General features: G+C 57.3%; 23 protein-coding genes. 13 read left to right on the top strand and 10 right to left on the bottom strand.

The window, feature by feature from the left end:
* Window positions 1-5 precede the first annotated feature (5 nt).
* Genes MB02_RS03290 through mazG form a run of 8 tightly spaced genes read left to right on the top strand, consistent with a single transcriptional unit; the run spans window position 6 to window position 6,841 of the window.
* A complete protein-coding gene (locus tag MB02_RS03290) occupies window positions 6-1,166 on the top strand; it encodes a D-alanyl-D-alanine carboxypeptidase family protein (RefSeq protein WP_067532512.1) in 1,161 nt (386 codons plus the stop codon).
* Window positions 1,163-1,801 (top strand): dTMP kinase, encoded by a 639-nt coding sequence (gene tmk / locus MB02_RS03285; RefSeq protein WP_067532509.1) that lies wholly within the window; start codon window positions 1,163-1,165, stop codon window positions 1,799-1,801. Before MB02_RS03290 ends, tmk begins: the two co-directional genes overlap by 4 nt.
* Window positions 1,798-2,760: a DNA polymerase III subunit delta' gene (locus MB02_RS03280; protein ID WP_067532506.1), complete on the top strand. Its 963-nt coding sequence runs from the start codon at window positions 1,798-1,800 to the stop codon at window positions 2,758-2,760. The genes tmk and MB02_RS03280 overlap by 4 nt, the downstream gene beginning before the upstream one ends.
* On the top strand, window positions 2,753-4,306 hold the full coding sequence (metG, locus tag MB02_RS03275; RefSeq protein ID WP_067532503.1) for a methionine--tRNA ligase: 1,554 nt from the start codon (window positions 2,753-2,755) through the stop codon (window positions 4,304-4,306). Before MB02_RS03280 ends, metG begins: the two co-directional genes overlap by 8 nt.
* A complete protein-coding gene (locus tag MB02_RS03270) occupies window positions 4,306-5,082 on the top strand; it encodes a TatD family hydrolase (RefSeq protein WP_067532500.1) in 777 nt (258 codons plus the stop codon). The genes metG and MB02_RS03270 overlap by 1 nt, the downstream gene beginning before the upstream one ends.
* Window positions 5,079-5,846, top strand: coding sequence for an MBL fold metallo-hydrolase (locus MB02_RS03265; RefSeq protein WP_067532497.1), 768 nt, complete (start codon window positions 5,079-5,081; stop codon window positions 5,844-5,846). The genes MB02_RS03270 and MB02_RS03265 overlap by 4 nt, the downstream gene beginning before the upstream one ends.
* A gap of 10 nt (window positions 5,847-5,856) precedes the next feature.
* A complete protein-coding gene (locus tag MB02_RS17595) occupies window positions 5,857-6,039 on the top strand; it encodes a hypothetical protein (RefSeq protein WP_156495401.1) in 183 nt (60 codons plus the stop codon).
* 19 nt (window positions 6,040-6,058) lie between these two features.
* On the top strand, window positions 6,059-6,841 hold the full coding sequence (gene mazG, locus MB02_RS03260; protein WP_067532494.1) for a nucleoside triphosphate pyrophosphohydrolase: 783 nt from the start codon (window positions 6,059-6,061) through the stop codon (window positions 6,839-6,841).
* Here mazG and hflX read toward each other — a convergent pair.
* From hflX to dusB, 7 genes are all read right to left on the bottom strand, one after another.
* Window positions 6,818-8,140: a GTPase HflX gene (gene hflX / locus MB02_RS03255; protein WP_067532491.1), complete on the bottom strand. Its 1,323-nt coding sequence runs from the start codon at window positions 8,138-8,140 to the stop codon at window positions 6,818-6,820. The two genes, mazG and hflX, sit on opposite strands and share 24 nt — an antisense overlap.
* The gene (gene hfq, locus MB02_RS03250; RefSeq protein ID WP_067532488.1) at window positions 8,137-8,709 is read right to left on the bottom strand and encodes an RNA chaperone Hfq; all 573 of its coding nucleotides are present in this window, start codon (window positions 8,707-8,709) and stop codon (window positions 8,137-8,139) included. Before hfq ends, hflX begins: the two co-directional genes overlap by 4 nt.
* Window positions 8,710-8,883: 174 nt before the next feature.
* A complete protein-coding gene (gene ntrX / locus MB02_RS03245; protein ID WP_067532485.1) occupies window positions 8,884-10,257 on the bottom strand; it encodes a nitrogen assimilation response regulator NtrX in 1,374 nt (457 codons plus the stop codon).
* A 34-nt stretch (window positions 10,258-10,291) separates the two neighbouring features.
* On the bottom strand, window positions 10,292-12,502 hold the full coding sequence (locus tag MB02_RS03240; protein ID WP_067532482.1) for a sensor histidine kinase: 2,211 nt from the start codon (window positions 12,500-12,502) through the stop codon (window positions 10,292-10,294).
* A gap of 77 nt (window positions 12,503-12,579) precedes the next feature.
* Window positions 12,580-13,992 (bottom strand): sigma-54-dependent transcriptional regulator, encoded by a 1,413-nt coding sequence (locus tag MB02_RS03235; RefSeq protein ID WP_067532479.1) that lies wholly within the window; start codon window positions 13,990-13,992, stop codon window positions 12,580-12,582.
* The gene (locus MB02_RS03230) at window positions 13,989-15,065 is read right to left on the bottom strand and encodes a two-component system sensor histidine kinase NtrB (RefSeq protein ID WP_067532476.1); all 1,077 of its coding nucleotides are present in this window, start codon (window positions 15,063-15,065) and stop codon (window positions 13,989-13,991) included. Before MB02_RS03230 ends, MB02_RS03235 begins: the two co-directional genes overlap by 4 nt.
* Window positions 15,062-16,078, bottom strand: coding sequence for a tRNA dihydrouridine synthase DusB (gene dusB, locus MB02_RS03225; protein WP_067532473.1), 1,017 nt, complete (start codon window positions 16,076-16,078; stop codon window positions 15,062-15,064). The genes MB02_RS03230 and dusB overlap by 4 nt, the downstream gene beginning before the upstream one ends.
* Window positions 16,079-16,157: 79 nt before the next feature.
* On the opposite strand from dusB, the gene MB02_RS03220 reads away from it, so the two are divergent.
* Both MB02_RS03220 and MB02_RS03215 read left to right on the top strand, forming a co-directional pair.
* Entirely contained in the window at window positions 16,158-17,321 is a 1,164-nt protein-coding gene (locus MB02_RS03220; RefSeq protein WP_067532470.1) for a bifunctional 2-C-methyl-D-erythritol 4-phosphate cytidylyltransferase/2-C-methyl-D-erythritol 2,4-cyclodiphosphate synthase, read from the top strand.
* 18 nt (window positions 17,322-17,339) lie between these two features.
* Window positions 17,340-17,846: a CinA family protein gene (locus MB02_RS03215; RefSeq protein ID WP_067532467.1), complete on the top strand. Its 507-nt coding sequence runs from the start codon at window positions 17,340-17,342 to the stop codon at window positions 17,844-17,846.
* On the opposite strand, the gene MB02_RS03210 is transcribed toward MB02_RS03215, so the two are convergent.
* Window positions 17,807-18,268 carry a type II toxin-antitoxin system RatA family toxin gene (locus MB02_RS03210; RefSeq protein ID WP_067532464.1) on the bottom strand — a complete coding sequence of 154 codons (462 nt, stop codon included), beginning with the start codon at window positions 18,266-18,268 and terminating at the stop codon, window positions 17,807-17,809. The two genes, MB02_RS03215 and MB02_RS03210, sit on opposite strands and share 40 nt — an antisense overlap.
* Window positions 18,269-18,270: 2 nt before the next feature.
* The gene (gene lipA, locus MB02_RS03205; RefSeq protein ID WP_067532461.1) at window positions 18,271-19,200 is read right to left on the bottom strand and encodes a lipoyl synthase; all 930 of its coding nucleotides are present in this window, start codon (window positions 19,198-19,200) and stop codon (window positions 18,271-18,273) included.
* Between the two features lie 105 nt (window positions 19,201-19,305).
* Between lipA and MB02_RS03200 the strand changes: the two genes are divergently transcribed.
* Together MB02_RS03200 and MB02_RS03195 are read left to right on the top strand one after the other, a co-directional pair.
* Entirely contained in the window at window positions 19,306-19,959 is a 654-nt protein-coding gene (locus MB02_RS03200; protein WP_067532452.1) for a carbonic anhydrase, read from the top strand.
* Window positions 19,960-19,995: 36 nt separating this feature from the next.
* Window positions 19,996-20,715: an NYN domain-containing protein gene (locus MB02_RS03195; RefSeq protein WP_067532449.1), complete on the top strand. Its 720-nt coding sequence runs from the start codon at window positions 19,996-19,998 to the stop codon at window positions 20,713-20,715.
* A gap of 78 nt (window positions 20,716-20,793) precedes the next feature.
* Here the strand turns inward: MB02_RS03195 and MB02_RS03190 are convergent, their stop codons facing one another.
* Window positions 20,794-22,122 (bottom strand): hypothetical protein, encoded by a 1,329-nt coding sequence (locus tag MB02_RS03190; protein WP_067532446.1) that lies wholly within the window; start codon window positions 22,120-22,122, stop codon window positions 20,794-20,796.
* A gap of 270 nt (window positions 22,123-22,392) precedes the next feature.
* On the opposite strand from MB02_RS03190, the gene gyrA reads away from it, so the two are divergent.
* Window positions 22,393-25,185, top strand: coding sequence for a DNA gyrase subunit A (gyrA, locus tag MB02_RS03185; RefSeq protein WP_067532443.1), 2,793 nt, complete (start codon window positions 22,393-22,395; stop codon window positions 25,183-25,185).
* Window positions 25,186-25,202: the final 17 nt, after the last annotated feature.

Raw genomic sequence — 25,202 nt, 5'->3', positions numbered from 1 at the left:
TTAGTTTGAAAAGTATCGCCCGCATCGTTGCCGTCGCTTTGGCGTTGTCATCCACGGTTGCGGTCGCACGTAACCGAGAGATCGTTCCTGCGGTTCCCCCTGCGAGCGATGTACCGATCGCACTACTTGCAGATCTGAACAGCGGGCAGGTGCTTCATGCCCGGGAGGCGAACCGGCGCTTCGTTCCGGCTTCCGTCACCAAGGTGATGACTGCCTTTCTCGCGTTTGAGCTGATCGGCGAAGGGAAACTATCGCCTCGTCAGGTATTCTCCATGGACGCCGAAACATTTCGTGGCTGGGCCCGCAAGGGTTCTTCGATGTTTCTGGGTTATGGCGCACAGGTTAGCGTGGATGACCTGCTGCATGGCATAACCACCGTATCGGCGAACGATGCCTGCGTGGTTCTCGCTAAAGGTGCGGCCGGATCCACGGAAAAGTGGGTTGCGATGATGAATGCCAAAGCTCGCGAACTCGGCATGACCGACAGTCACTTCGGCACGCCCAACGGATGGATGGATGATGGCCATACTTTCGTCAGCGCCCGCGACCTGATGAAATTGACCAGAGCGATGATCACGCGCCATCCGGAACTGTTCCGTCGCTACATAGGCCACCAGACATATTCCTACGGCGGTATAGAGCAGCGGAATCACGATCCTCTGCTTGGGCGTTTCAAGGGGGCTGACGGTATCAAAACCGGATACACACGCCAGGCGGGTTACAACTATCTTGGCACGGCCCAACGCGATGGACGCAGGCTGATAATGGTGCTGGCCGGGACGCCCAGACCGAATATTCGCGCGCGCGCAGCGCAAGCATATATGGAATGGGGCTTTACTCATTTCAAAAATCGCCGTCTGTTCCCTTCGCAGGCCATAGTCGGGGAAGCGGAAGTGCAAGGTGGTTCGACTCTGTCAGTCCCACTAGTTGCCGCCCAGCCAGTGTTTGTCAGTTATACCGAGGGAACTGAGCCACCTATTTCGCTTGCGATTCGCTATATCGGCCCCTTGAAGGCTCCGATCTTGCAAGGAGCCGAAGTCGCCAAATTGGAGGTGATGGTCAAAGGGCAGAAGCCGATCCAGGTCCCTCTGATCGCCGGTGAAACCATTGCCCGTGCTAATTGGTGGCAGCGTCTCCGCAACGGTGTTGTCGGGATTTTTGCATGATGCGAGGCCGCTTCATCACATTTGAAGGTGGAGAAGGGGTCGGCAAGTCCACACAGGCCCGGATGCTGGCTACCGCTCTGGAAGCTCTGGGGCTTGAGGTAACCCTGACCCGCGAACCTGGGGGAACACCGGGAGCGGAAGCAATTCGCAAGCTGTTACTCGGCGTCGATGGGCAGGATTGGGGAAGCAGTGCCGAAGCCCTGCTATTTGCCGCAGCCCGATCAGATCATGTCGAAAGTCTTATTCGCCCGGCTCTCGAAAGCGGGCGGTGGGTTGTTTGCGACCGCTTTCTAGATTCGAGTCTAGCTTATCAAGGCGGTGGCAACGGCATCGACAGCGCCGACTTGCTTGAACTGCACAGAATTGGCACCGGTGGCCTGTTGCCTGATCGGACAGTGCTTGTCGAAGTGTCGCCGGAAATCACGCAATCCCGTCTCATCGCCCGCGATAACGGGACAACCGACCGGATTGGCGGGCGCGATGCCGCCTATCACGCGCGCGTCGCCGCTGCATTTGCGAGGCTGGCTTCCGCTGCTCCCGCACGTTTCGTTCGCATTGATGGGCAAGGGGCGCCCGAGAGTGTCCATGCCGAAATATTTTCGGCAATCGCCCCTCTGGTGGAGCAACGCGGGTGAACCTGTCCGGCCACGAAGATGCCTGGCGCGAATGGCGCAACGCGCAAGCAAGCCAGCGCATGCACCATGGCTGGATACTGGCCGGGAAAAAAGGTTTGGGAAAAGCGGCCTTTGCGCACGCGGCTGCCCGCGAACTTGTAGTTGAGCCTGGCGTGGAACAGCCACCGGACAACCACCCGGATATTATTGTTCTTACGCACTTGCCTGCCACTGCCGACGACGAGGCAAAGAAGGCGGATGGTAAACCTTACCAGGTGAAGCGCAGCATCGGCATTTCCCAGATTCGTGAGATGCAGCAACGATTGGTAACTCGCCCCACTCTGGGTGAGCGACGCGCGATCATCGTGGACCCTGCCGACGACCTTGAAAAGCCCGCTGCCAATGCTCTTCTGAAAAGCTTGGAAGAGCCCCCTGCGGGTTCGTTTTTCGTGCTTGTATCCCATCGCCCGGGAAGGTTGCTTGCGACCATCCGTTCACGCTGCCGTATGCTTCGTTTTCCGGAGCTACCGGATGACGAGGTGGATGCAGTATTACGATCCAGGGCGCCGCAGGCAGATGCACCAACGCGCGCTGCCGCAATAGCCGCGGCCTCAGGTTCTCCCGGCGCCGCGCTGGATTTCGTCTCGCATGACCTCGCTCCGCTGCACGGCCTGATGCAAAAGATCGCGCAAGCAGGAGATCCCGGCTTCAATCTGCGAGGCGAATTGGCCCAGACCATTGGCCAACGCCCCGATCGCGAACGATTGCTGGCCAGCCTTGAATTGGCCCGTGCCGTTCTAGCGAGTGAAATTCACAATACTGATCGCTCCAGATTGTTACGCGTCGTGGATGCACATGACGAGATCAACCGGCTTGCAGGGCAAGCGCCAACCTATAATTTTGACCCTGCCCTGTTGGTGATGGAAATCGGCACCTTGCTCGCATCGGTTGCGGTGGATAGGGAGCCCGGCCATGGCTGAACCTTTTTATATCACAACCGCAATCGCCTATCCCAATGGCAAGCCGCATATCGGGCATGCCTATGAAGCTATTGCCGGCGATGCGATCGCGCGCTTTCAACGACTGAGCGGGCGTGACGTTCGCTTTGTTACAGGGACCGACGAGCACGGTCTCAAAATGGCCCAGACAGCGCGTGCCGCGGGACGGGAAACCATCGAATTCGCGACAGAGATGTCCAACTATTTCCGCGACATGGGGCAGAAGCTCAATATTTCCTATGACGCATTTCGGCGTACTACCGAGGAACAGCACAAGGCCGCCAGTTCAGCGCTTTGGCAAGCAATGGAAGCCAATGGTGACCTCTATCTCGACCGTTACGAGGGCTGGTATTCCGTCCGTGACGAAGCATTTTATGCTGAAGATGAGTTGATTGAAGGGGAGGGGGGGCAAAAGCTCTCTCCCCAGAACACGCCAGTCGAATGGACAGTGGAAGAAAGCTGGTTCTTTCGCCTTTCCAAATATCGCGACTTCCTGATCGAATTGAACGAAACGCGAGGATTTCTCGAACCGGAAAGCCGGCGAAACGAAGTCCTGAGCTTTCTCAAGGGGCAGGAGTTACGGGACCTGTCCGTATCGCGCACCAGTTTTGACTGGGGGGTACCAGTGCCCAATAGCCCAGGGCATGTGATGTATGTCTGGGTTGATGCGCTGACCACGTACCTCACTGGTATCGGTTATCCCGAAACCTCAGGCGATTTTGCTCGGTTCTGGCCGGCGAATCTCCACCTGATCGGCAAGGATATCGTTCGCTTTCATGCCGTTTACTGGCCTGCCTTCCTTAGTTCCGCCGGCCTTCCCATCCCAAAGAGTATCTTCGGGCACGGCTTCCTCCTCCATCGAGGGGAGAAGATGTCCAAGTCTTTGGGCAACGTCGTCGACCCGCTTGAACTGGCTGATCGCTTCGGCGTCGATCAGTTGCGCTACTTCCTGCTGCGCGAAGTCAGCTTCGGTCAGGACGGAAGCTATTCCGCATCAGCCATTGTCACACGTTGCAACGCCGAATTGGCCAACAGCTTCGGCAATTTGGTCCAACGGGTCCTGAGCTTCATAGCCAAGAATTGCGATGGCGGGTTCACTGCCGATGCGCCGATAGAACCCGCCGACGCTGAATTGCGCGAAAAAGTGCGCCGCGCGTGTGCGGACGAACTCCCTCAGGCATTCGAAAGACTCGCGCTTTCAGCAGGGTTGGAAGCATGGATCCAGGCTGTCTTCGCGTGCAATGCCTACATCGACGAGCAAGCCCCTTGGTCATTGCGCAAGACAGATCCCGAGCGCATGAAACGCGTTCTCGCCACTTTGTGCGGCTGCATTCGAGATCTGAGTGTCGCTGTTTCCCCAGTAACTCCAGTAGCTTCAGGGAAAATCCTCGACGCCCTGTGTATACCTGACGATGCGCGAAATCTCGCGGCTCTATCCCACGATCCCGCGCTTGGTCCCATTCAGGTCAATAATCCCAAGCCGGCATTTCCCAGACTTGAATTGCCCGCTGACGAAGAAGCTGACTGATGCTGATCGATTCCCACTGTCACCTCGAATACAAGGGCCTGGTGGAGGACCAGCAACAGGTACTGTCCCGAGCCCGTGGGGCAGGAGTGGGTGGTTTCCTCAACATTTCGACCCGCCGGAGTGAGTGGGAACAAGTCGTTGCCACGGCCGAACGGGAGTGCGACGTTTGGGCCAGCGTTGGAATCCACCCTCATGAAGCGGATACTCATCCGGATCTAGGCGCCGCTACGTTGCTGGATGCCGCCTCGAACCCGAAAGTGATCGGGATAGGCGAGACCGGTCTCGACTATTATTATGACAAGTCAGACCGTGAAACGCAGAAGGCTCTGTTCCGCATCCATATCGATGTCGCCCGCGAAACCGGGCTGCCTGTGATCATACACACGCGCGAAGCGGAGCAAGACACTGTTGCCATAATTCGAGATGAGATGGGGAAGGGGGCGTTTCCCGCTCTTATTCATTGCTTTACGGCTTCTGCGGCCTTTGCTCGGGACATGCTTTCTCTCGGTCTTTCGATTTCGCTTTCTGGAATCGTAACATTCAAGAATGCGAAAGACTTACAAGAGATTGCAAAGGAATTACCCGAAGATCGCCTGTTGGTGGAAACCGATGCGCCGTTTTTGGCCCCGGTCCCACATCGCGGACAAACATGCGAACCAGCCTTTGTTGCTGAGACGGCTAAATTTGTTGCACAGTTGCGCGATGTCGAAGTCGCGAGACTGCATGATATCACAACACAGAATTTTCACTCTTTGTTCCGGAAGACTCACGCATGAAATTGCTCATGCTAGGTTCGGGAACATCATCCGGTGTCCCAAGGGTTGGCAACGATTGGGGCGCATGCGATCCAACGGATGCTCGAAACAGGCGCACACGTGCCTCCATCATCATCGAAGGCCAGGATGGTGCGCGGCTGTTGATCGATACGTCTACCGATCTGCGGCAGCAATTGCTCGACAATGCAATTGACCGCATCGATGCTGTATTCTGGACACATGATCACGCTGACCATTGCCATGGAATCGACGATCTCAGAGCTCTACGATATGGCAGAAATGGTCCGCTGCCAGGCTTTGCAGCCGATGAAACCGTTCGGCGTCTGCGGCAGCGCTTCGGATATATCTTTGCTGGACAGTATGGTTATCCCACCATCGTTTCGATCGACACTCTGGATCGATTGAAAATGTTTGCGGGCATCCGGATAGACACTTGCCAAATGCCGCATGGGCCTGCCGAAAGCACGGCCTTTCGCTTCGATCAAGATGGCAAGTCCATTGGATATGCGACTGATTTTAGTGAAATTTGTGATGATCTAGTCGACACCTTCGCTGATTTGGATCTGCTCGTGGTCGATTGCCTCAGACGCGATCCTCATCCAACTCACGCCAATGTCAGTATGGCGTTGGAACTCGGCCAGCGCTGCAAGGCACGAACCGTGGTACTGACGCACCTGGATAAGAGCTTGGATTACAGGGTATTGTCTAATGAAGTTCCAGACAATGTCCTGGTCGGGCACGATGGCTTGGTGATTGATGTATGATAAGTGGCCAATGGCTATCGATCATATTCGTCGCACTGGCATTGGTTTTACCCATATCGGCCTTGCTACAGCGGCGCATCGCGCCGACAAGTGTGATGGCGATGGCATTGATATGGGGCGCCATATTCGTTGCCGCAACGTTGTTGATTGGGTTCCTTATCCGATAACATCCCCACCACATAATTTAACATAATATATATTATCATTCTGTCATGCCAGATTCCATCCATCGCCTTCTCCGCATCATGGCCAAACTTCGCGATCCTCAAGACGGTTGCGAATGGGACCGTGCACAGACATTCAGCACAATCGCTCCATACACGATCGAAGAAGCGTACGAAGTTGCGGATGCGATCGAGCGCAACGATATGCGCGATTTAAAGGAGGAATTGGGCGATCTCCTCCTGCAAGTGGTATTTCATTCTCAGATGGCCGACGAAGGTGGCCATTTCGATTTTAGCGCTGTCGCGAGTACGATCTCGGACAAGATGGAAGCTCGTCATCCGTACATCTTTTCCTCGTACCAAAATCCTGACGATCAAAATGCAACCGGCCAGGACAGCCGCTGGGAATCCTTAAAGGCGTTGGAACGCAGCGCTAAAGGAGCCACCAGCGCAATGGATGGCGTGGCAACCGCGCTTCCCGCCCTGCTCCGTGCCGAAAAATTACAGAAGCGCGCCGCGCGCGAAGGGTTCGATTGGCCGGATCCGGAAGGCCCCGCCGAAAAGCTTGCCGAAGAAGCCCGCGAACTGAAAGAAGCATCGCCAGCCGATCGCTTCGAAGAGGCAGGGGATCTGCTGTTCGCCGCCGTAAATCTCGTCCGCGCTTACGGCATTTCTCCGGAGGAAGCCTTGCGCGCCGGCAATGCCAAGTTCGAGCGACGTTATCGTGGAATGGAAAGCATAGCGGGATGCTCACTCTCCTCGCTTTCACTCGATGATCAGGAAGCCTTGTGGCAGGAAGTCAAACAATCAGAGCGAGGCGAACCGTCCTAGCTCCATAGGCGTCAACCTGACATCGAGTCGCCTTTGCGGTCCATCAGGACCTATTCCGGCGTCCTCTTCAACCAACACGTCGCCATGAGCATGCAACCACGCCAAGCGTTGGCCATCACTGGCTGGAAGCACAAAACTGTGGACCTGCGCCCCGCTGGTCAACAAGGCATCCAGTTCGACCAGCAAGGCATCGACGCCTTCTCCAGTGACGGCAGAAATGGGAACGATGGCATCATCCTCGTCCGCCAATGCCGACAATTCGGCCTTTCTTGGGGAATCCAGCAAATCCCATTTGTTCCACGCTTCAACTATGGGGATGGTGGAATCCCCCTCTTCTCCATCGATCACGCCAAGATCGGCTAGTACTTCCAAGACCTGCGTCTTTTGGGCCGTGCTGTCAGGATTGGCGATATCGCGTACGTGAACAATCACGTCCGCACCGGTCACCTCCTCCAAGGTTGCACGAAAAGCTGCAACCAATTGCGTGGGGAGATCCGAGATGAAGCCAACCGTGTCAGAAAGGATCGCTTTTTCTACGCCCGGCAGCCGGATCGCGCGCATCGTGGGGTCCAGCGTTGCGAACAGGAGATCTTCCGCCATTACGCCTGCGCCAGTCAGCCGATTGAAAAGCGTGGATTTTCCCGCATTGGTGTACCCCACCAGCGCAATCACAGGCCACGGCGCTCTTCCGCGTCTTTCGCGGTGCAGAGCTCGTGTCCGCCTGACTTGTTCCAGTTCCTTGCGCAGGCGTCCCATACGGGCGCGAATCATCCGGCGATCAGCTTCGATCTGCGTTTCGCCGGGGCCACCCAGGAAGCCGAAACCACCGCGCTGCCGTTCGAGGTGGGTCCAGCTCCGAACAAGACGGCTTTGCTGGTAATCGAGATGGGCCAGTTCGACCTGCAGGCGGCCTTCCGCCGTAGCCGCACGTTCCCCGAATATTTCGAGGATAAGCCCAGTCCGATCGATCACTTTCCGCTTGAGACGTTCCTCCAGATTGCGCTGCTGGATGGCTGAAAGAGCACCATCGACAATCATCAATTCAGCTTCTTCCTGGATGCAGGCAGTTTCGATCCGTTGGATCTGCCCTTCACCAAAAAGCGTACCCGGTCGGACGTCCCGTACCGGGATAACAAAACCATCCGCAACGACAATGCCAATCGCGAGCGCGAGGCTACAAGCTTCCTCCAGTCGAGATTCAGCATCGACCTTGGAAGGTTTACCCCTGATGTCTGGGCATACAACGACAGCACGCGCGCCGCGCGTAACCTCGCTCGCTAACTCGCTGGAAAAACTCAGTCGTCCGCATCCTCATCCGAATCACCCGTCAAATCAACAGGTGAAGCCGGCTGTATAGTCGAGACTGCGTGTTTGTAAGCAAGCTGCACATAGCCTTCGCGCTCCAGCAACATGCAGAACAAATCGAAAGCAGCGATCCTGCCCTGCAGCATGACGCCATTGACCAGGAACATGGTCACTTGAACATTCGCATCACGCACACTGCTGAGGAATACATCCTGCAACAGCCGTTGCTTGCGGCTTCCTTCCCCAATCGCGCCGAACAGTCCTGCATCAAGCGGATGGCTAGGCATGATCGTGGAAATGGCATGCTTGTAAACAAGCTGGGACTGACCGTCTCTACGCAAGAGAATCGAAAAGTTGTCGAACCAGGTAACAATTCCCTGTAACTTCACGCCCTTGACCAGGAACATCGTGACAGGTGTCTTGTTCTTGCGCAGTAAATTCAGAAACGCGTCCTGAAGATTTTGCCCCTTGATCGCAGTGGATGTCAGTGCGGGGGCCGAAGTCTCTTCCACCGATTCTGCCTGAGAACGGGGACGAGCGGACAGGGTGCGGCCAGTGGCCATGTCTCTATCTCCTATTGTTGGCGGCCGCTAATGACGGTCCGCATTCTGGCCCTCATACCCATCCCAACATGAGCAGAATATGACGACCGGCTTAACTCCACCAATATGATAACCTTTGCTGCGCTGCGCAAAGGTTTTTTATGCGCTTTTCACATGGTGGGAAAGAGGCGAAAATCAGTCTTCGCGATGATCCGAAAGACCAAGCAATTTCAGTTTGCGATGCAAAGCAGAACGTTCCATTCCGATGAACACCGCTGTCTTTGAAATATTCCCCGAAAACCTGCGGATCTGTATCCGCAGATATTCCCGCTCGAAACTCTCGCGCGCCTCACGCAGAGGGACCCCCATCAGCGCCCCGACACCAGCCTCCCCTTCTCCACCTCGTCCGGTGATTTCAGGCGGCAACATATCGACTTCGATTTGTTCCAGGCGCTCTCTGGGGGCCAGGATCACTGTCCGTTCAATCACGTTGCGCAGTTGGCGAACATTTCCGGGCCAATCATATGCCTGCAAGGCTGCCATTGCATCCTCGCTGATACTTGGCGGGGCGATTCCCTGCTCGCTTGCATAGCGGGCGAAGAAGTGGTCAGAGAGCACGGGAATATCTTCTCGCCGTTGCACCAGCGGCGGGATCGCCACGGGAACCACGTTCAGCCGGTAGAACAGATCCTCCCGAAAGTGTTTGTCGGCAATTTCCTTCTCCAGATCGCGTGACGACGAAGAAACGACACGTACATCGACACCGATCTCACGATTGCCCCCTACCCTCACAAAGCTTTGATCCGTCAACACACGCAAAATGCGTGCCTGCGTTGAAAGAGGCATATCCGCGACTTCATCGAGAAACAGGGTCCCCCCATCTGCCAGCTCCAGGAGGCCCGCACGTACCAGTTTGCCATCTGCTTCTTCGCCGAAAAGTTCCTTCTCGAAACGTTCCGGAGTTATGCGGGCAGAATTGACCGTTACAAAAGCGTGGTCAGCGCGTGGGCTCCAACTGTGGAGCAGCCGGGCAGCAACTTCCTTGCCCGATCCGGCAGGTCCGCTGATGAGAACTCGACTCCCGGTATTGGCTACCCGCTTTAGAGTTGCCCGAACCTGATTGATCAGGCTGCTGTTACCGGTGAACTCCTCGGCCGTCAGGAAGCCTTCCCGTAAACGGGCGTTCTCTCGGCGCATGCGTTCTGTCTCTGTAGCTCGCGCCACGAGCAGCAACAGCCGTTCGGTCTCGAACGGTTTTTCTATGAAATCGACGGCCCCCCGACTTACCGCTGAAACCGCGGTATCGATGTTCCCGTGACCTGAAAAAATGATAACCGGCAAGTCCGGCTCGCGGACCTTTATGGCATCGAGCACCTCCAACCCATCCATCGGACTGCCGTGGAGCCAGACGTCGAGCAGCACCAGACTGGGCCGCCGTTCATCAATGGCCGCCAGAGCGGACGTGCTGTCGCTGGCAGTCCGGCATTCATAGCCTTCGTCACTCAACACGCCGGCGACGAGTTCGCGGATGTCGCGCTCATCGTCGACGATCAGGATGTCGAGCGCCATTATGCAATCTCCTCTACGGGTAATTCACCTGGTATCATTCGGCCGCCTCGCGACCTGCCAACGAGTCGCGCGCAAGACGGAGCGTCACGCAAGCACCGCCGCCGGGATTGGCGCAAAAATTCATTTCACCGCCATGTTCCTCGACAATCTTGTTGACGATCGCCAGCCCCAGACCAGTCCCCTTTTCACGGGTGGTCATGTAAGGTTCGACTATCCGGTCGCGATCGTTGGGCAACCCGATGCCATTGTCCCGGATCGTGATCGAAAAATTGTCGCTATCGGCTGAAACGGATACTGCAATTTTGCCGCGATAGTCCGCATCGGCTTCTTTCCTGCGCGCTTCGACTGCTTCCAGCGCGTTTTTCAGGACGTTCGTCATTGCCTGACCAAATTGGTGACGGTCGCAAGCGATAGTTGCGGGCAAGCCTTCATCCGCTTCAAAAGCATAGTCGATCTCAGGATGTGCCACTTCCTGAAGGAACAGGGCCTGACGGACCAGATCCACCCCATCTTCCTGCCGAAAGACAGGCTTGGGCAAACGCGCAAATGATGAAAATTCATCGACCATCTTCCGCAGGTCCCCGACCTGCCGGATGATCGTGCTTGTCAGTTCGTCGAACAGTTCCCGATCCGTCTCAATCTGACGCCCATATCGCCGGCTCAAACGCTCGGTCGCAAGCTGGATCGGAGTAAGCGGATTCTTGATTTCATGTGCGATGCGCCGTGCGACATCGGACCAGGCCGCTTGCCTCTGATCCACCAATTGACGTGTGATGTCCTCGAAGGTGATCACATGCCCGCCCGGTGCCGGTGCGATCTTGGCAGCCAGGCTCAGCAGTTCGCCATCCTTGCCATACTGGACCAGCCCACCCGAAAGGTTCGCTTCCAGCATGGCACCCAGTTGCGGCGCTATTTCCGTTAGCTTCAATCCAATGGGGGCAGACCCGGACTGATCGAGCAGGATCTTCTGTGCAGAGCTGTTCATCAGCAACACTTTGCGATCATGATCGACTGATATGATGCCTGCGGTGATCGATTCCAGAACCGCTTCAGTGAAGGCTCTGCGTTCTTCCAACTGCTTGTTGGCAGAGACCAGAGCCTGGGTCTGTTGCTCAATCTGTGCAGTCATACGGTTGAAGGCGCGGTTAAGCAGACCGATCTCGTCCGCCCCGGTGCGCCCTTCGACCCGAACGGAAAAGTTACCCGCCCCTACCCGGCGCGCGGCACCCACCAGTTCGGTCAGGGGCTGTACCTGGCGATCCGCAAAACGCAGTGCGAACCATATCGCCAGCCAGACCAGCGCCAGTGAAACGAAAAACAGCGCGAGATTGAACCGCCATTGCAGGCTGCGAGCCTTGCTTGTCAGGACATCGTATGACTGCCTTACGCTTTGGGCCCGTTTCCATTGGCTGAGCGCCAGAGCATCGGAACTGCGCGCGGCATAGAGATAGATGCCCGCGTCACGATCTATCGCCGTGAATGCGGTGACCCGATCTGCATTGGCCTCTACAACGACCGGTTCGCCAGCATCAATTCGCCGCAAAGCCTCTTTGCCAACCAGTTCCGAACGGTTTTCCTCATCCGGATCGATGATTGCCGCGATCGTGAGTTTGCCGTCCTTACCCTTCTGCAGAATCGCGGATTCATTGAGTTTTCTTCCAACCACCTGGTAGGAATAGCCCTCTGCGAATTCTGGACTGAGAATGGACGTCTGGGCCAGATAAGAGCGCAAGTCCCCGGCCATCGTTACAGTCTCGTTGCCTACATCACGAAGGTTTTGCTCATAATATCCTCGTGCGAGCCGGTTCGCATTTTCCAGCATTCCGCGCGAGTTGTCCGAAAACCAGAATTCGATGCCTGATTGAAACAAGATGGCGGCAAAAATTGCGACGAGAAGCGTGGGAATAGCGGCAATCAAAGAGAAAATCGCCACCAGCCTCACATGCAGACGAGCCGTACTGCCCGCCGCACGCCTGATGGCACGGCGGCGGCCCATGAGAACGAGCAGTCCCATCCCGGGCAGCAATGTCCCGATGAGTAACGTCGCCACTTGCCCGGAAGGGACAAGACCGCCCTTGGCTGGAGCGGACGAGAACGCATACCAACTGGTGAACACCATCGCGACTAGCGCAACCGCGCAGACGATCTCGAGAATGCGAAACACGTTCGCGCGCCGCGAAGCGACCACTAAACGGCGCCACCATGCAGGCCATGGTCGTTTGAAAGATATCGGCCAATTAGCCATCGTGGCCTGTTTACAACGGTACTGTTGCTAAAATGCAAGAGGTTTTGGGCAAATGCCCACTCATTTCAGCCTGATCGTCATGCACGCTGGGTGAAACGCTCCGGATCGATTGCGAGTTCCCCAAGGCGCTTACGCAAAGTATTCCGGTTGATCCCAAGGAGTTGCGCGGCCTTGAGCTGGTTTCCTCCCGTCTCTGCCAAAGCATGTTCAAACAGGGGTTTTTCAAAGGCCGCCAGGGCGCTGTGGTAAAGTGTCCCGTCCGCCGGCACTGATTCTGCCAGCCAGGCATCAAGCGCAGCACTGAAATCCACATCGCAATCGACCTGTGGCATATCCGGCTGTTCATCCAGAAATGTGGCTACCACTGTGCGATCGATGACATCTTCCCGCGCCAGCAAAGCCATTCGATAGATGAAATTGCGCAATTCCCGGACATTGCCTCGCCATGGCTGCCGTTCAAGTAAGGATACCGCGTCACCTGCAAGAACATGCCGTGGCAGTCCTTCATCAGCCGCAAGGGCCAGGAAATGCCTTGCCAGGGCTCCGATATCGTCGCTCCTTTCCCGAAGAGCAGGCATCTGGATCGGAACGACATTGAGACGGTAGTAAAGATCCTCCCTGAATCGCCCCTCGGCGATCAAAGGGCGCAAATCACGGTGCGTTGCGGCTATGATCCGTACATCGATTGCAATCTCGTCCTGTCCACCGACCCGACGGATGCGCCCCGATTGCAACGCCCGCAACAAACGCGTCTGTGCTTCCAGTGGCATGTCACCGATCTCATCGAGAAACAGGGTTCCTCCATTCGCCTGCTCAAACTTGCCGATGCTCCGTGCCACCGCGCCGGTGAAGGCGCCTTTTTCATGCCCGAACAGCTCGCTTTCGATCAGCTCACTCGGAATAGCGGCCGTGTTGACCGCAATAAACGGCCCCTTGCTACGTGAACCAAGCTGATGGATCGCTTCCGCAACCAGTTCCTTGCCAGTGCCCGATTCACCCAGCACGAGAACGGTCAGATCGTTATGCAAGACGCGGGTAATCATCCGATACACGCCTTGCATGGCCTGGCTGCGCCCCACCAACGGCAGACCGCCGGCGTCGGTCTCCTTTTCTTTTTCCGACGGCGTGCGCGCCTCTATCGCCTGTCTTACCGCACGAACCAACTCGTCAAGATCGAAGGGTTTGGGGAAATATTCGAAGGCCCCGGTGTCAGTCGCGCGGACAGCCGTATCCAACGTATTCTGGGCCGAGAGTATGATGAGAGGCAGATCCGGATGGTCCGCGCGCACTTGCCCCAGGCTCTCGATGCCGTCGCCGTCCTTGAGCATGACATCCGTCAACAGCGCGCCATAATCATGATCCGCCAGCATGCGATCACGGCATTCGATGGTTTCGCAATGATCTACCGTAAGCCCTTCCGCTTCCAGTGCGGTCTTGATGACGACGGCAATCGATTCGTCATCTTCGACTAATAAGATCCTCTCGATCATGCGGCGCGCTTGCCTCCTGCGGGTTTGGCAACGGGCAAGTGGATATTGAAATGCGTCCACCCTTCTGCCTCGTCACGTTCATGCGTAATCCGGCCATCCATGTCGCGGACCAATTTCTTGACCAAAGCCAATCCCAAACCCTGTCCGTTTTTCTTGCTTGTTACGAAGGGTTCGAAAATATGATCGCGCAATGCCGGATCAATGCCTTGCCCGTTGTCGCTGACGCGGACCTGTATCGGTAACCGGATCGGGCGGCCAAGCCGGATAGCATTCATGACGAAGCCACTGACAAACCGGGTGCGAATAATCACCTTGGGATTTTCGGCATCCTTGCACGCCTCGCGCGCATTGGAAATCAGGTTGATCAGCACTTGCACCAGCCCATCGGCATTGCCGAGAACAGGCGGCAGTGAAGGATCGAATTCCTCGACCAACTGAACCTTGTCATCCGCCGCGGCATCCACCACCGTCCTGGCGCGATGGATCGCCTCATGCAGGTTGCATTCGGCAACCGGTTCGGGCTGCTCTCGCCCGAGCGACTGCATACGGTCGATCAGCTTGGCAATCCGGTCGACTTCATCGGCGATCAATCCGGTTAGCGACAATTCAGCTTCACCAACCTTGCGCGCAAGAAGCTGCGAAGCGCCTCTTATCGCCGCAAGCGGGTTCTTGATTTCATGCGCAAGAATGGCCGGTGTACGCACCGCCTTTTCATGATCGTCACTCAAGCCGCCTGAATCGCCAGATTCATGCATTGTCAGGAGTTGCCAGCCTTCTGCACCTGCGACAGGCGACAACGTCAAATCCACCCGTCTCACCGGTTGATTTCGCAAACTCATGCTGACGGCATGAGCGGAAATCTGCGCATCTCCGCGAGCCAGCCACTCATTCAAACGCAATTCGTCGAAGCGGACGAATTGATCGAGGCTCTTTCCAGCCAGACGGCTCATACCAAGGCCCAGAAACTGTTCTGCGGCGGGGTTCGCGCTGGCGATCTGCAAATCCGGATCAAGCAGCAAGACAGCCAGCCCCAGGCTGGCAAGCTGACTTGCCGCGGAAGGAGGCTGATTCACGCGGCCTTCCGATGGAGTAGCGGCTCATAAAAGCGCGACAACTCGTCGAGTACGACTTGCGGGTCGTCTATGAAGTTCACCCGATTACGGAACTCCGCAGATCCGTGCAGCCCCTTTGTATACCACCCCAGGTGTTTGCGGGCGATCTTGGTGCCGACATCGGCACCATAGAGATCGAGCATGCCGTGATAATGTTCCACGATCACGGCGTATTGCTCATCCATATCCGGGTCCGGCAGATCACTGCCATGATGGAGCCAATGCATAACCTGACCGAGCAACCAGGGCTTTCCAAATGCCCCGCGCCCAATCATCGCACCGTCAGCGCCGCTCTGTTCCAGCGCAGTGGCCACATCTGCAATTCCGCAAATGTCGCCGTTGACGATAACCGGAATGGAAACTGCTTCCTTGACCTTGCGGACAAAGGCCCAGTCTGCATTCCCTTTATACATTTGATTGCGCGTACGGCCATGCACGGTAATCATCTTGGCACCGAGATCTTCTGCGATGCGGGCCAGTTCCGGTGCATTCAGAGAGTTGTGATCCCAACCCATACGCATCTTGACGGTCACCGGCACGGTTACAGCTTTAACCGTCGCCTCGATCAGGCTGGCCGCCAACTTTAGGTCGCGCATCAATGCACTGCCAGCTTCGCCATTGACGACTTTTCTGACCGGGCAGCCCATATTGATGTCTATGATCGCAGCCCCGCGATCTTCGTTCAGCTTCGCTGCCTCACCCATCTCTTTCGGGGTACAACCGACAAGCTGCATCGACACGGGTTCCTCGATGGCATCCCATGCCGCCTTCTGAATGGACTGCCGGGTTTCACGGATCGCCGCCGGGCTCGCAATCATTTCCGTGACGTTGAGACCCGAACCGAAACGCCGCACCAGTCTCCTGAACGGCAGATCCGTAACGCCGGTCATAGGCGCGAGAATTACCGGGCAGTCGATCGTCACCTGTCCGATACTGATCGGCTTGATCGCCGGAGGAGCTGGAATTACGGTCATTTCGGAGCCTGTGCCTAAAAAACAGGCAGCCGCATAGTGGATTGCGATCAGACCTGCAAGCAGCTACCCGCGCGGACATATGGTCGCCCCCACCCTTCCTTCCGGTTCGCTGCCGCCTTTCGCAGCCGTAATCGTCGCTGCCGGCAAGGGTTTACGGGCAGGGCAACCGATACCGAAACAATTTGCGCGCTGGCGGGGGAAACCGCTTCTTCGCCATTCGGTAGAGACGTTGCTGACGGCTGGCGCGAACCCAGTCGTTATCGCCATTCCTGACGGTGCCGAGGAACTGGCGGGAGATGCACTGGCAGAGTTGCAAGGCGTACGTCTTGTTAGAGGCGGCGCATCACGTCAGCTGTCCGTCAAAGCGGCGCTGGAGGCACTGACTCACGAGGCACCGGAATATGTGCTGATCCACGATGCAGCCAGGCCGCATATCACGCTGGACGTGGTGACAGACTTACTCGCGGCGTTGGAATCGCATCCAGCAGCAATACCTGTGCTGCCGGTTGTCGACAGCCTGGCCATCGATCGGAATGGCCTGATGTCCGGCAGCGCCAACCGCGAAGAACTACGCCGTGTGCAAACGCCACAGGCGTTTCGTTTCCCGGCGATACTGGCGGCTCATCGGGCATGGACAGGCGAAGCAAATGCCGGAGATGATGCACAGGTTGCTCATGCTCTGAACCTGGAAATCGCGTTGGTACAAGGCGATGAAGCCATGCGGAAACTTACGTTCGCGGAGGACTTTATGGAAGATGAGCCTCCTATTCGCATGGGTACGGGGTACGATGTGCACCGCCTGGCCGATAATGAGGAACTGTGGCTCTGCGGCGTAAAAATCGAGCATCCGCAGGGGCTCGCAGGGCACAGCGACGCTGACGTTGCCATGCATGCACTGACAGATGCCTTGCTGGGTGCGATAGGCGCGGGCGACATCGGCCAGCATTTCCCGCCCAGCGATCCTGAATGGCGTGGGGTTTCCTCATCCCGGTTCCTTGAACATGCCGTAGTGCTGGTCACGCAAGCCGGTTACCGGATTGGCAACACAGATGTCACAATCGTCTGCGAAGCGCCCAAAATCGGACCCTACCGCGATAGGATGCGGGCGCGATTGGCGGAACTTATGAGCGTTGACATTGGTTGTATAAGCGTCAAGGCGACCACAACGGAGAGACTGGGTTTCACCGGCCGCGGCGAAGGTATTGCCGCACAGGCAGCGGCCACTCTCGTACGGGCCAGCTGAGAAGGAATAGCGATCACCATGACTGCACACAGCCTTCTTCCGAAGGATATCGACGCACTGGCAAAACGCGTGATCGAGGAAAACGCCAAGATCGGCCGGAAGGTCGCTCTGGCCGAAAGCTGCACAGGCGGACTGGTGTCCGCGGCTCTTACTGAAATTCCGGGTAGTTCCGGGGTTCTGGAACGAGGTTTCGTCACCTATTCAAACGAGGCCAAGATCGACTTGCTCGGCGTCCCTCAGGACATCATCGAGACTTTCGGTGCGGTTTCGGTCGCGTGCGTCTGGGCCATGGCCCAGGGCGCGCTCAAGAAGAGCGAAGCCGATGTGGCTGTCGCCATCAGCGGTGTCGCCGGTCCGGATGGGGGCACGGAACTGAAGCCCGTCGGAACTGTCGTTTTCGCACAGGCGAAACGTGGTGAAGAAGATGCCGAACCCGTTGCGGAAATGCGCAAACTCGAAGGCAAGACGCGCGCGGAAGTGCGCCGTCAGGCGACTCTCGTAGCGCTCGAACTGTTGCTTCCATAAAGATCGCGGGCCCGTTCTTCAAAAGCGGCAACCATCTTGTGGAATGCCCTTTCAAAATATTGCCCCGCCAGTTTCTCGAACATCTTGTTCTTGAATGCAAAATCGACACTGAAATCGACATCACATTCCGTTTCGCTGACCGGCGTGAACAGCCAGCGGTTATCAAGATCCTTCAGCGGGCCATCCAGATAAATCACTTCGAGGGCTTCGGGCCGGCTTTTGATGACGCGTGAGGTAAACTTTTCCCGCAGCGCCTTGAAGCCCACCAGCATATCCGCAACCATTTCCGTCTCGCTGTCAGACCTCACCCGAGTGGCGATTACCCACGGCAGGAACTCACCGTAGCGCCCGACATCGGCCACCAGATCGAACATCTGTTCTGCGCTGTAGGGAAGCCTACGGACCTCTCGAATTCCCGGCATCGCTAACGTTCCAACCGAGATTGGCGCGCCGCCCGCATCTGAGCGAAATCTTCACCCGCGTGATAGCTCGACCGCGTCAAAGGGCTGGATGCGACCTGCAGGAAGCCCTTCGCCCTGGCGATCGCTCCATAGGCCGAGAATCCTTGCGGTGTGACGAATTCCTCGACCTTCGCATGTTTCGGCGTGGGTTGAAGATACTGCCCCATGGTGATGAAATCGACGTCCGCGCTACGCATGTCATCCATCACCTGATGCACCTCAAGCCGCTGCTCTCCCAACCCCAGCATGATGCCGGACTTGGTAAAAACCATCGGGTCGTGCGCCTTCACTTCTTCAAGCAGGCGGAGCGACGCATAATACCGCGCGCCTGGCCGGATAGTCGGGTACAACCGGGGCACCGTTTCAAGGTTGTGATTATAGACGTCAGGCCCAGCAGCCACGATTGCTTCGACCGCCGCGCGCATCTTGCCACGGAAATCAGGTGTCAGGATCTCAATCGTCGTGTTGGGCGCAGCCCTGCGCAAGGCTTCGATCACCTTCACGAACTGCCCGGCACCGCCATCGGGCAAATCGTCCCGGTCGACTGACGTAATGACAATATGTTCCAGCCCCATTTCGGCTGCCGCCACGGCCACATGTTCCGGCTCAAGCGGATCCACCGCGCGAGGCATGCCGGTCTTTACGTTGCAGAACGCACAAGCCCGGGTGCAGACATCGCCGAGAATCATGACGGTCGCATGCTTCTTGGTCCAGCATTCCCCGATATTGGGACAGGCCGCCTCTTCGCACACCGTGTTGAGGCCAAGGTCCCGCATCAATTTACGCGTCGCCTGATACCCTTTGCTGACCGGTGCCTTCACGCGAATCCAGTCTGGTTTGCGATTGCGCTGCGGCCGGCTCGGATCCTGCGGTGCGGATGAAAGATCGTTCATGCGCTCCATCTAGGGCCACGGTGAGTTTACCGCAATGGCTCGGGACAAACACTCGGCAATCGTTGCCATCTTGTCAGCCCCCTTTCGGCAGGGCATGGGCACAGCATGCCAAATGTACCAACGCTTGAACTCGCCAGCCTGATCGAAGGTTATCGTCGCTTCCGTGAAAATGGCTGGACACCACGTCGCGAACGTTGGGCGGCACTGCGCGAGGGGCAGCAGCCGCAGGTCATGGTAATCGCCTGTTCCGACAGCAGGGTCGACCCTGCGCAGATATTCGATGTCGATCCGGGTGAGATTTTCGTTGTTCGCAATGTCGCAGCCATGGTCCCACCTTTCGAAACCACCCCCGGCCATCATGGTGTATCGGCAGCACTCGAATTCGCTGTTCAGGTATTGAAAGTTAGGGAAATCGTCGTGCTTGGCCACGGAATGTGTGGCGGCTGCAAGGCGGCCCTCACTCAGGAACTGCGCGGAACGCAGCCGGGTGAAGGGGGTTTCATCGCGGACTGGATCGCGCTGCTCGACGAAGCGCGTGAACCGATCGCCCGCGAATTCGGTACTGAAGGGCGTGTGGCGGAACGCGCGATGGAGCAGGCTGGCGTCAAAGTCAGCATCGCGAACCTACGGACTTTCCCATGCGTGCGGGAAAAAGAGAGCGCTGGCGAACTTCGGCTACGCGGCGCCTTTTTCGCCATTTCGGACGGCGTGCTGCACCTGCTTGATGAGGAACAGGACAGTTTCACCCCCATCACCTGACTTGCAGGATGGGGGCTGCCGCTCCATGAGGTCGGCATGGCTGACGAATACCTACATAACATCGCCCTGTTGATTGATGCCGACAACGCCTCTCCGGCAGGTATCGACCCGGTACTGACCATTCTGGCTGAACTCGGTCAGGTGAATATCCGGCGTGCTTACGGCAACTGGCGCAAGCCTGCGCTCAAAGGCTGGGCCGATATCGTCCATCACTACGGTATCGAGCCCCAGCAACAATTCGATATCACCAAGGGCAAGAACGCCACAGACATGAAAATGACTATCGATGCGATGGACCTCCTTTACCGCGGGAGAGTCCATGGCTTCGGGATCATGAGTTCCGATAGCGATTTCATGCCGCTTGCCATGCGTATCCGGCAGGATGGCTATCCCGTCTACGGTTTCGGCAATTCCCGCACGCCTGAGGCATTCCGCCAAGCATGTACGCGCTTCATTGACGTGGATGCGTTAGTAAAGGGTGAGAGACAAGCTACCGAAAATAACGGCGGCGACGTGCCAAGCACGAAAGTGGATGAAGATCTGCTAAATCTGCTGGTCGATGCGTATAATGCAAGCAAACGCGACGAAAATGGTTTCGCCAAGCTTGTGGAGGTCGGCCAGAGGGCGGGAAACCGTTCCAGCTTCGACACGCGTAGTTATGGCTATCCCAGGCTTCTCGATATGATCGAAGCCATCCCGAATTTCACGACCGAACGTCGGGAAGGCGGGCAAGTATGGATCAAGAGACTGCGCTGACGCGCATGTTCGCAAACGAATAAGGGCGACGGGTTGTAGCCCGCCGCCCTTTCATCCATTCGGACTCTAACGTTCCGCTTAGCCTGCGGTAGCGCCCGCCATTTTTTCACTCGTGCGAATGACCCACAGGCGCGCCAGAGGCTGACGCATGCCTGAAACCTTCTCGAAATTGGCCTTGGCTTCAGCGTATTTGCCCTGATCGTATTGGGCAATGCCCAGACGGGTCAGAGCCATATTCGCATCGGCCCCACCGCTGGCGAGAGCCGCCTTGTACAGATCTTCTGCCTGCGCTGCATCGCCATAGCTCAGGAACGCATCGGCAAGGTTGAGCGCCTTTGATCCACCGGCAGCTTTTGCTCCGGCGACTTCACCGGGCAGCGAAGCCTTGTCGCTCGCAATACGCGGCGCGGCGTTCTGACGAGCTTCCGCAACCCACGTGTCCGACAGGCTCAGCGCGCCCGATGCGACCCCCTTGTCGATCACCCGCACCACTTCACCCGGCAAGCGGCGCGGATCGGCGGATTCAATGTACTCCTTGTATTCCGGCCGAACGAACTTGGGGTCGTTGTTAAGACCGCCCGAGCGATCCATGAGGCGGAACAGGTCGAGAGTGGCCGGGACATCGAAACCGGCAAACGTACGGACCATCTGCGCGGCATTCAGCCAGCTTGTGTTCGACGGATTTTCAGCCACCGACATGGCAGCAACATCAATCGCTTCAGGTCCAAGCTTGCCATTGTAGGCAACCAGCGTCGCCCGGTCGAACCAAGAGCCGGGAACCGATGCACCTGTCGCTTTGCGAGCGGCCACAGCCTGCTTGAAAGCCGCAATACCTTCCTTCTCCTGCCCAGCCTGAGCATAGGCGTCGACAAGCAACGGCCCGAGAGCATCATTCTGGAAACCTGCTTCCGCCGCCGCTTTCAACGCCGGGGCAGCAGTGGCATAATCCTTGGTCGCATACGCGAAATTGCCGAGATAGAACTGGAAGGCCGGGAGCTTTTCAGCATCAAGACGACCGCTTTCGATCATCATCTTGACGCCGCGCTTACGCAGTTCGTTATCTTCGTTGATCGTGCCGAGGCTCAGAAGGAAGTTACCGGCAGCCATCTTGTCGTCGTCATTGCCTTCTGCAACGGCAGCAACGGCCGCATCGGCCATCGGCACTGCCGCAGCAACGGCAGAATCGAGTTGCGCCTGGTTGGCACCGCCAGCCTTCAGCTTTTCAAGCTTGGCAATCTCTTCCTGAACGGGGCCCGCCGCAGCCACAAATTCCTTGCTGTAGTTGGCCTTCTTGGCCTTGGCGGCCATGGCAGGCGCTGCAGTCAGTCCGTACCCCGTAACAGTCAGGCACGCCGCCATGGCTACCGCGAGAGCACTCACCGACTTCTTAGGGAAAAGTCCCCGCATCCATTATCTCCTCTTACGGCCACTTTGCGCGGCCCAAACCAGCAAATAATCGCGCTAGTGAAGCCAAAAGCGCGGTTTTGCAACCTTGCCGACATAGGGTTTGCGGACTGAACCGCGATTGAATGAGCCAGTGCTGCGGCGGACTGCCTTGTGACCGTTCCTGCGCATGTGGAAAACGGCCGCTGCCGAGGCCGTATGGCTGGCCTTTCACCGCCCGTTGGCCTAGGCGGAAGTTACAGTAATAAGTAAGTACGAGAGACGCCTAATTCCGTGAGCGACGACACCGATACCCTGAATCCTCCCGTTCCCTCCGCAGGTCCGGATATTGAACGGATCGACATCGTCGATGAGATGAAGACGAGCTATCTCGATTACGCGATGAGCGTGATCGTGGCTCGCGCGTTGCCCGACGTCCGCGATGGATTGAAGCCGGTTCATCGCCGCATCCTGTTCGCCAGCCAGGAGGGCGGCTTCGTCGCTGGTCGTCCTTATCGCAAGAGTGCGAAGATCGTCGGTGACGTGATGGGTAACTATCACCCCCACGGTGACTCCGCGATCTACGACGCTCTGGCGCGTATGACGCAAAACTGGTCGATGCGCGTTCCACTGATCGATGGTCAGGGCAATTTCGGTTCGATGGACCCTGACCCGCCCGCCTCGATGCGATACACCGAGGCGCGACTGGCGAAGGTCGCCAACAGCCTGCTCGACGACCTGGACAAGGATACCGTCGATTTTCAGGACAACTACGATGGTTCCCGCCGCGAACCTCAGGTCCTGCCTGCCCGCTTTCCCAATCTTCTGGTCAATGGCGCTGGCGGCATCGCGGTCGGCATGGCGACCAATATCCCACCTCACAACCTTGGCGAAGTAATCCAGGGTTGCCTTGCTTTTATCGAGAACCCGGCGATCACGACCGAGGAACTCTTTGAAATCATTCCCGGCCCGGATTTTCCAACCGCGCCGTTGATCCTCGGTTCCGCCGGTGCGCGTGCCGCCTATACCGCAGGGCGCGGTTCAATCCTGATGCGTTGCCGTCATGCGATCGAAGAAGGACGCGGCGACCGGCAATCCATCATCCTGACTTCGATCCCCTATCAGGTCGGCAAATCCGGCCTGGTCGAGAAGATCGCGGAAGCCGCCAAGGAAAAGCGGATCGAGGGTATTTCCGACATCCGCGACGAATCCAATCGCGAAGGCGTTCGCGTGGTCGTCGATCTGAAGCGTGATGCAACGCCGGAAGTCGTGCTCAACCAGCTTTGGCGCCACACGCCGGCACAATCGAGCTTCCCGGCCAATATGCTGGCAATCCGCGGCGGCAGGCCAGAGGTTCTGTCGCTGCGCGACATGATCCAGGCCTTCATCCAGTTTCGCGAGGAGGTCATTACTCGCCGGACCAAATTCGAACTGAACAAGGCCCGCGATCGAGCTCACATCTTGCTTGGCCTTGTCGTTGCGGTTTCCAACCTCGACGAAGTGGTTGCCATTATCCGCGGATCGTCCAATCCGGCTCAGGCTCGCGAACGCCTTCTGACCCGTGAATGGGAAATTGGCGACATTGCCCCCTACATCCGGCTGATCGAGGCTTTCGAGCCCAACGCCAGCGCGGAAGGCGACAGCACGTATCGTCTCTCCGAAGTGCAGGTGAAGGCAATTCTCGATCTGCGCCTGCATCGCCTCACCGCACTGGGGCGCGATGAAATCGGCGATGAGCTGAAAGAACTGTCGATTGCGATCGAGGAATATCTCTCCATCCTCGCTGATCGGGTAAAGCTCTACGCCGTATTGCGCAGCGAACTGGAGGAAATACGGGATCTTTATGCCACCCCCCGTGTATCCGAGATCGCGCCTGCCTGGGACGGTCTGGAAGACGAGGACCTGATCGAGCGTGACGACATGGTCGTGACCGTGACGCTGGATGGCTACATCAAGCGTACCCCGCTCTCGACATTCCGCGCGCAGAATCGTGGCGGCAAGGGCCGCGCAGGCATGGCGACCAAAGATCAGGACGTCATCAGCGACATGTTTGTGACCAGCACCCATAATCCGGTGCTGTTCTTCTCTACGGCCGGCAAGGTCTATCGCCTGAAAGTCTGGAAATTGCCGGAAGGAGGCCCCGCAACGCGTGGGCGCCCGATCATCAACCTGCTGCCAGCACTTGATCAGGGCGAAACCATTGCGACAGTCCTGCCTCTGCCCGAAGACGAGGAAAGCTGGGGCGCCCTCAGCGTTGTTTTTGCTACAGCGAAGGGCAGTGTCCGCCGCAACTCGATGGATGCCTTCACCAACATTCCTTCAAACGGCAAGCTGGCCATGCGGTTCGAGGACGGCAGCGATGAACGCCTGATTGGCGTCGCCCTGCTGGATTCCGGTGATGACGTGCTCCTGGCCAGTCGCAACGGCAAGGCAATCCGCTTTGCAGCCGACGATGTTCGCGAATTTACGAGCCGCACATCCACCGGCGTCCGTGGCATGAATTTGAAAGACGGGGACGAAGTCGTTTCGCTCTCGATCCTTCATCGCGTGGGAACCGAGCCGGAAGAGCGGGAGGAATATCTCCGTTATGCTCCCTGGAAGGCGGAGAAGGATGGCCAGCCCAGTCTGGCAGATGAACGCTTTGCCGAAATGGCCGAGAAGGAGCAATTCATCCTTACCGTTTGCGCCAATGGCTATGGCAAGCTCAGTTCGGCTTATGAATATCGTCGCACTGGCCGCGGAGGTCAGGGCATCACGAATATCGACAATATCAAGCGCAACGGCCCGGTTGTCGCCAGTTTCAGCGCCACCAAGTCCGACCAGCTCATGCTGGTGACGGATCAGGCCAAATTGATCCGTATCAGTCTCGCTTCATTGCGTGTCATTGGCCGCGCCAGTGCGGGCGTACGCCTGTTCGACGTGTCCGAGAATGAACATGTGGTCAGCGCAGTGCGCATTGACGAACAGGAAGCCCCGGAAAACGAGGCTGAAGAAGCGATCGTCGAAGAAATGGTCCGGGGGGATTCGCCCAGCACTGAAATTCCCGAAACCCCCGATCGCGACGAGCCGTCCGGAGAAGACGAATAGGTCAAACCGCTTAGGCG

The sequence above is a fragment of the Croceicoccus estronivorus genome, from assembly GCF_001625325.1.
Taxonomy (GTDB): Bacteria; Pseudomonadota; Alphaproteobacteria; order Sphingomonadales; family Sphingomonadaceae; genus Caenibius; species Caenibius estronivorus.
This window is presented reverse-complemented; position numbering and strand designations above follow the sequence as displayed.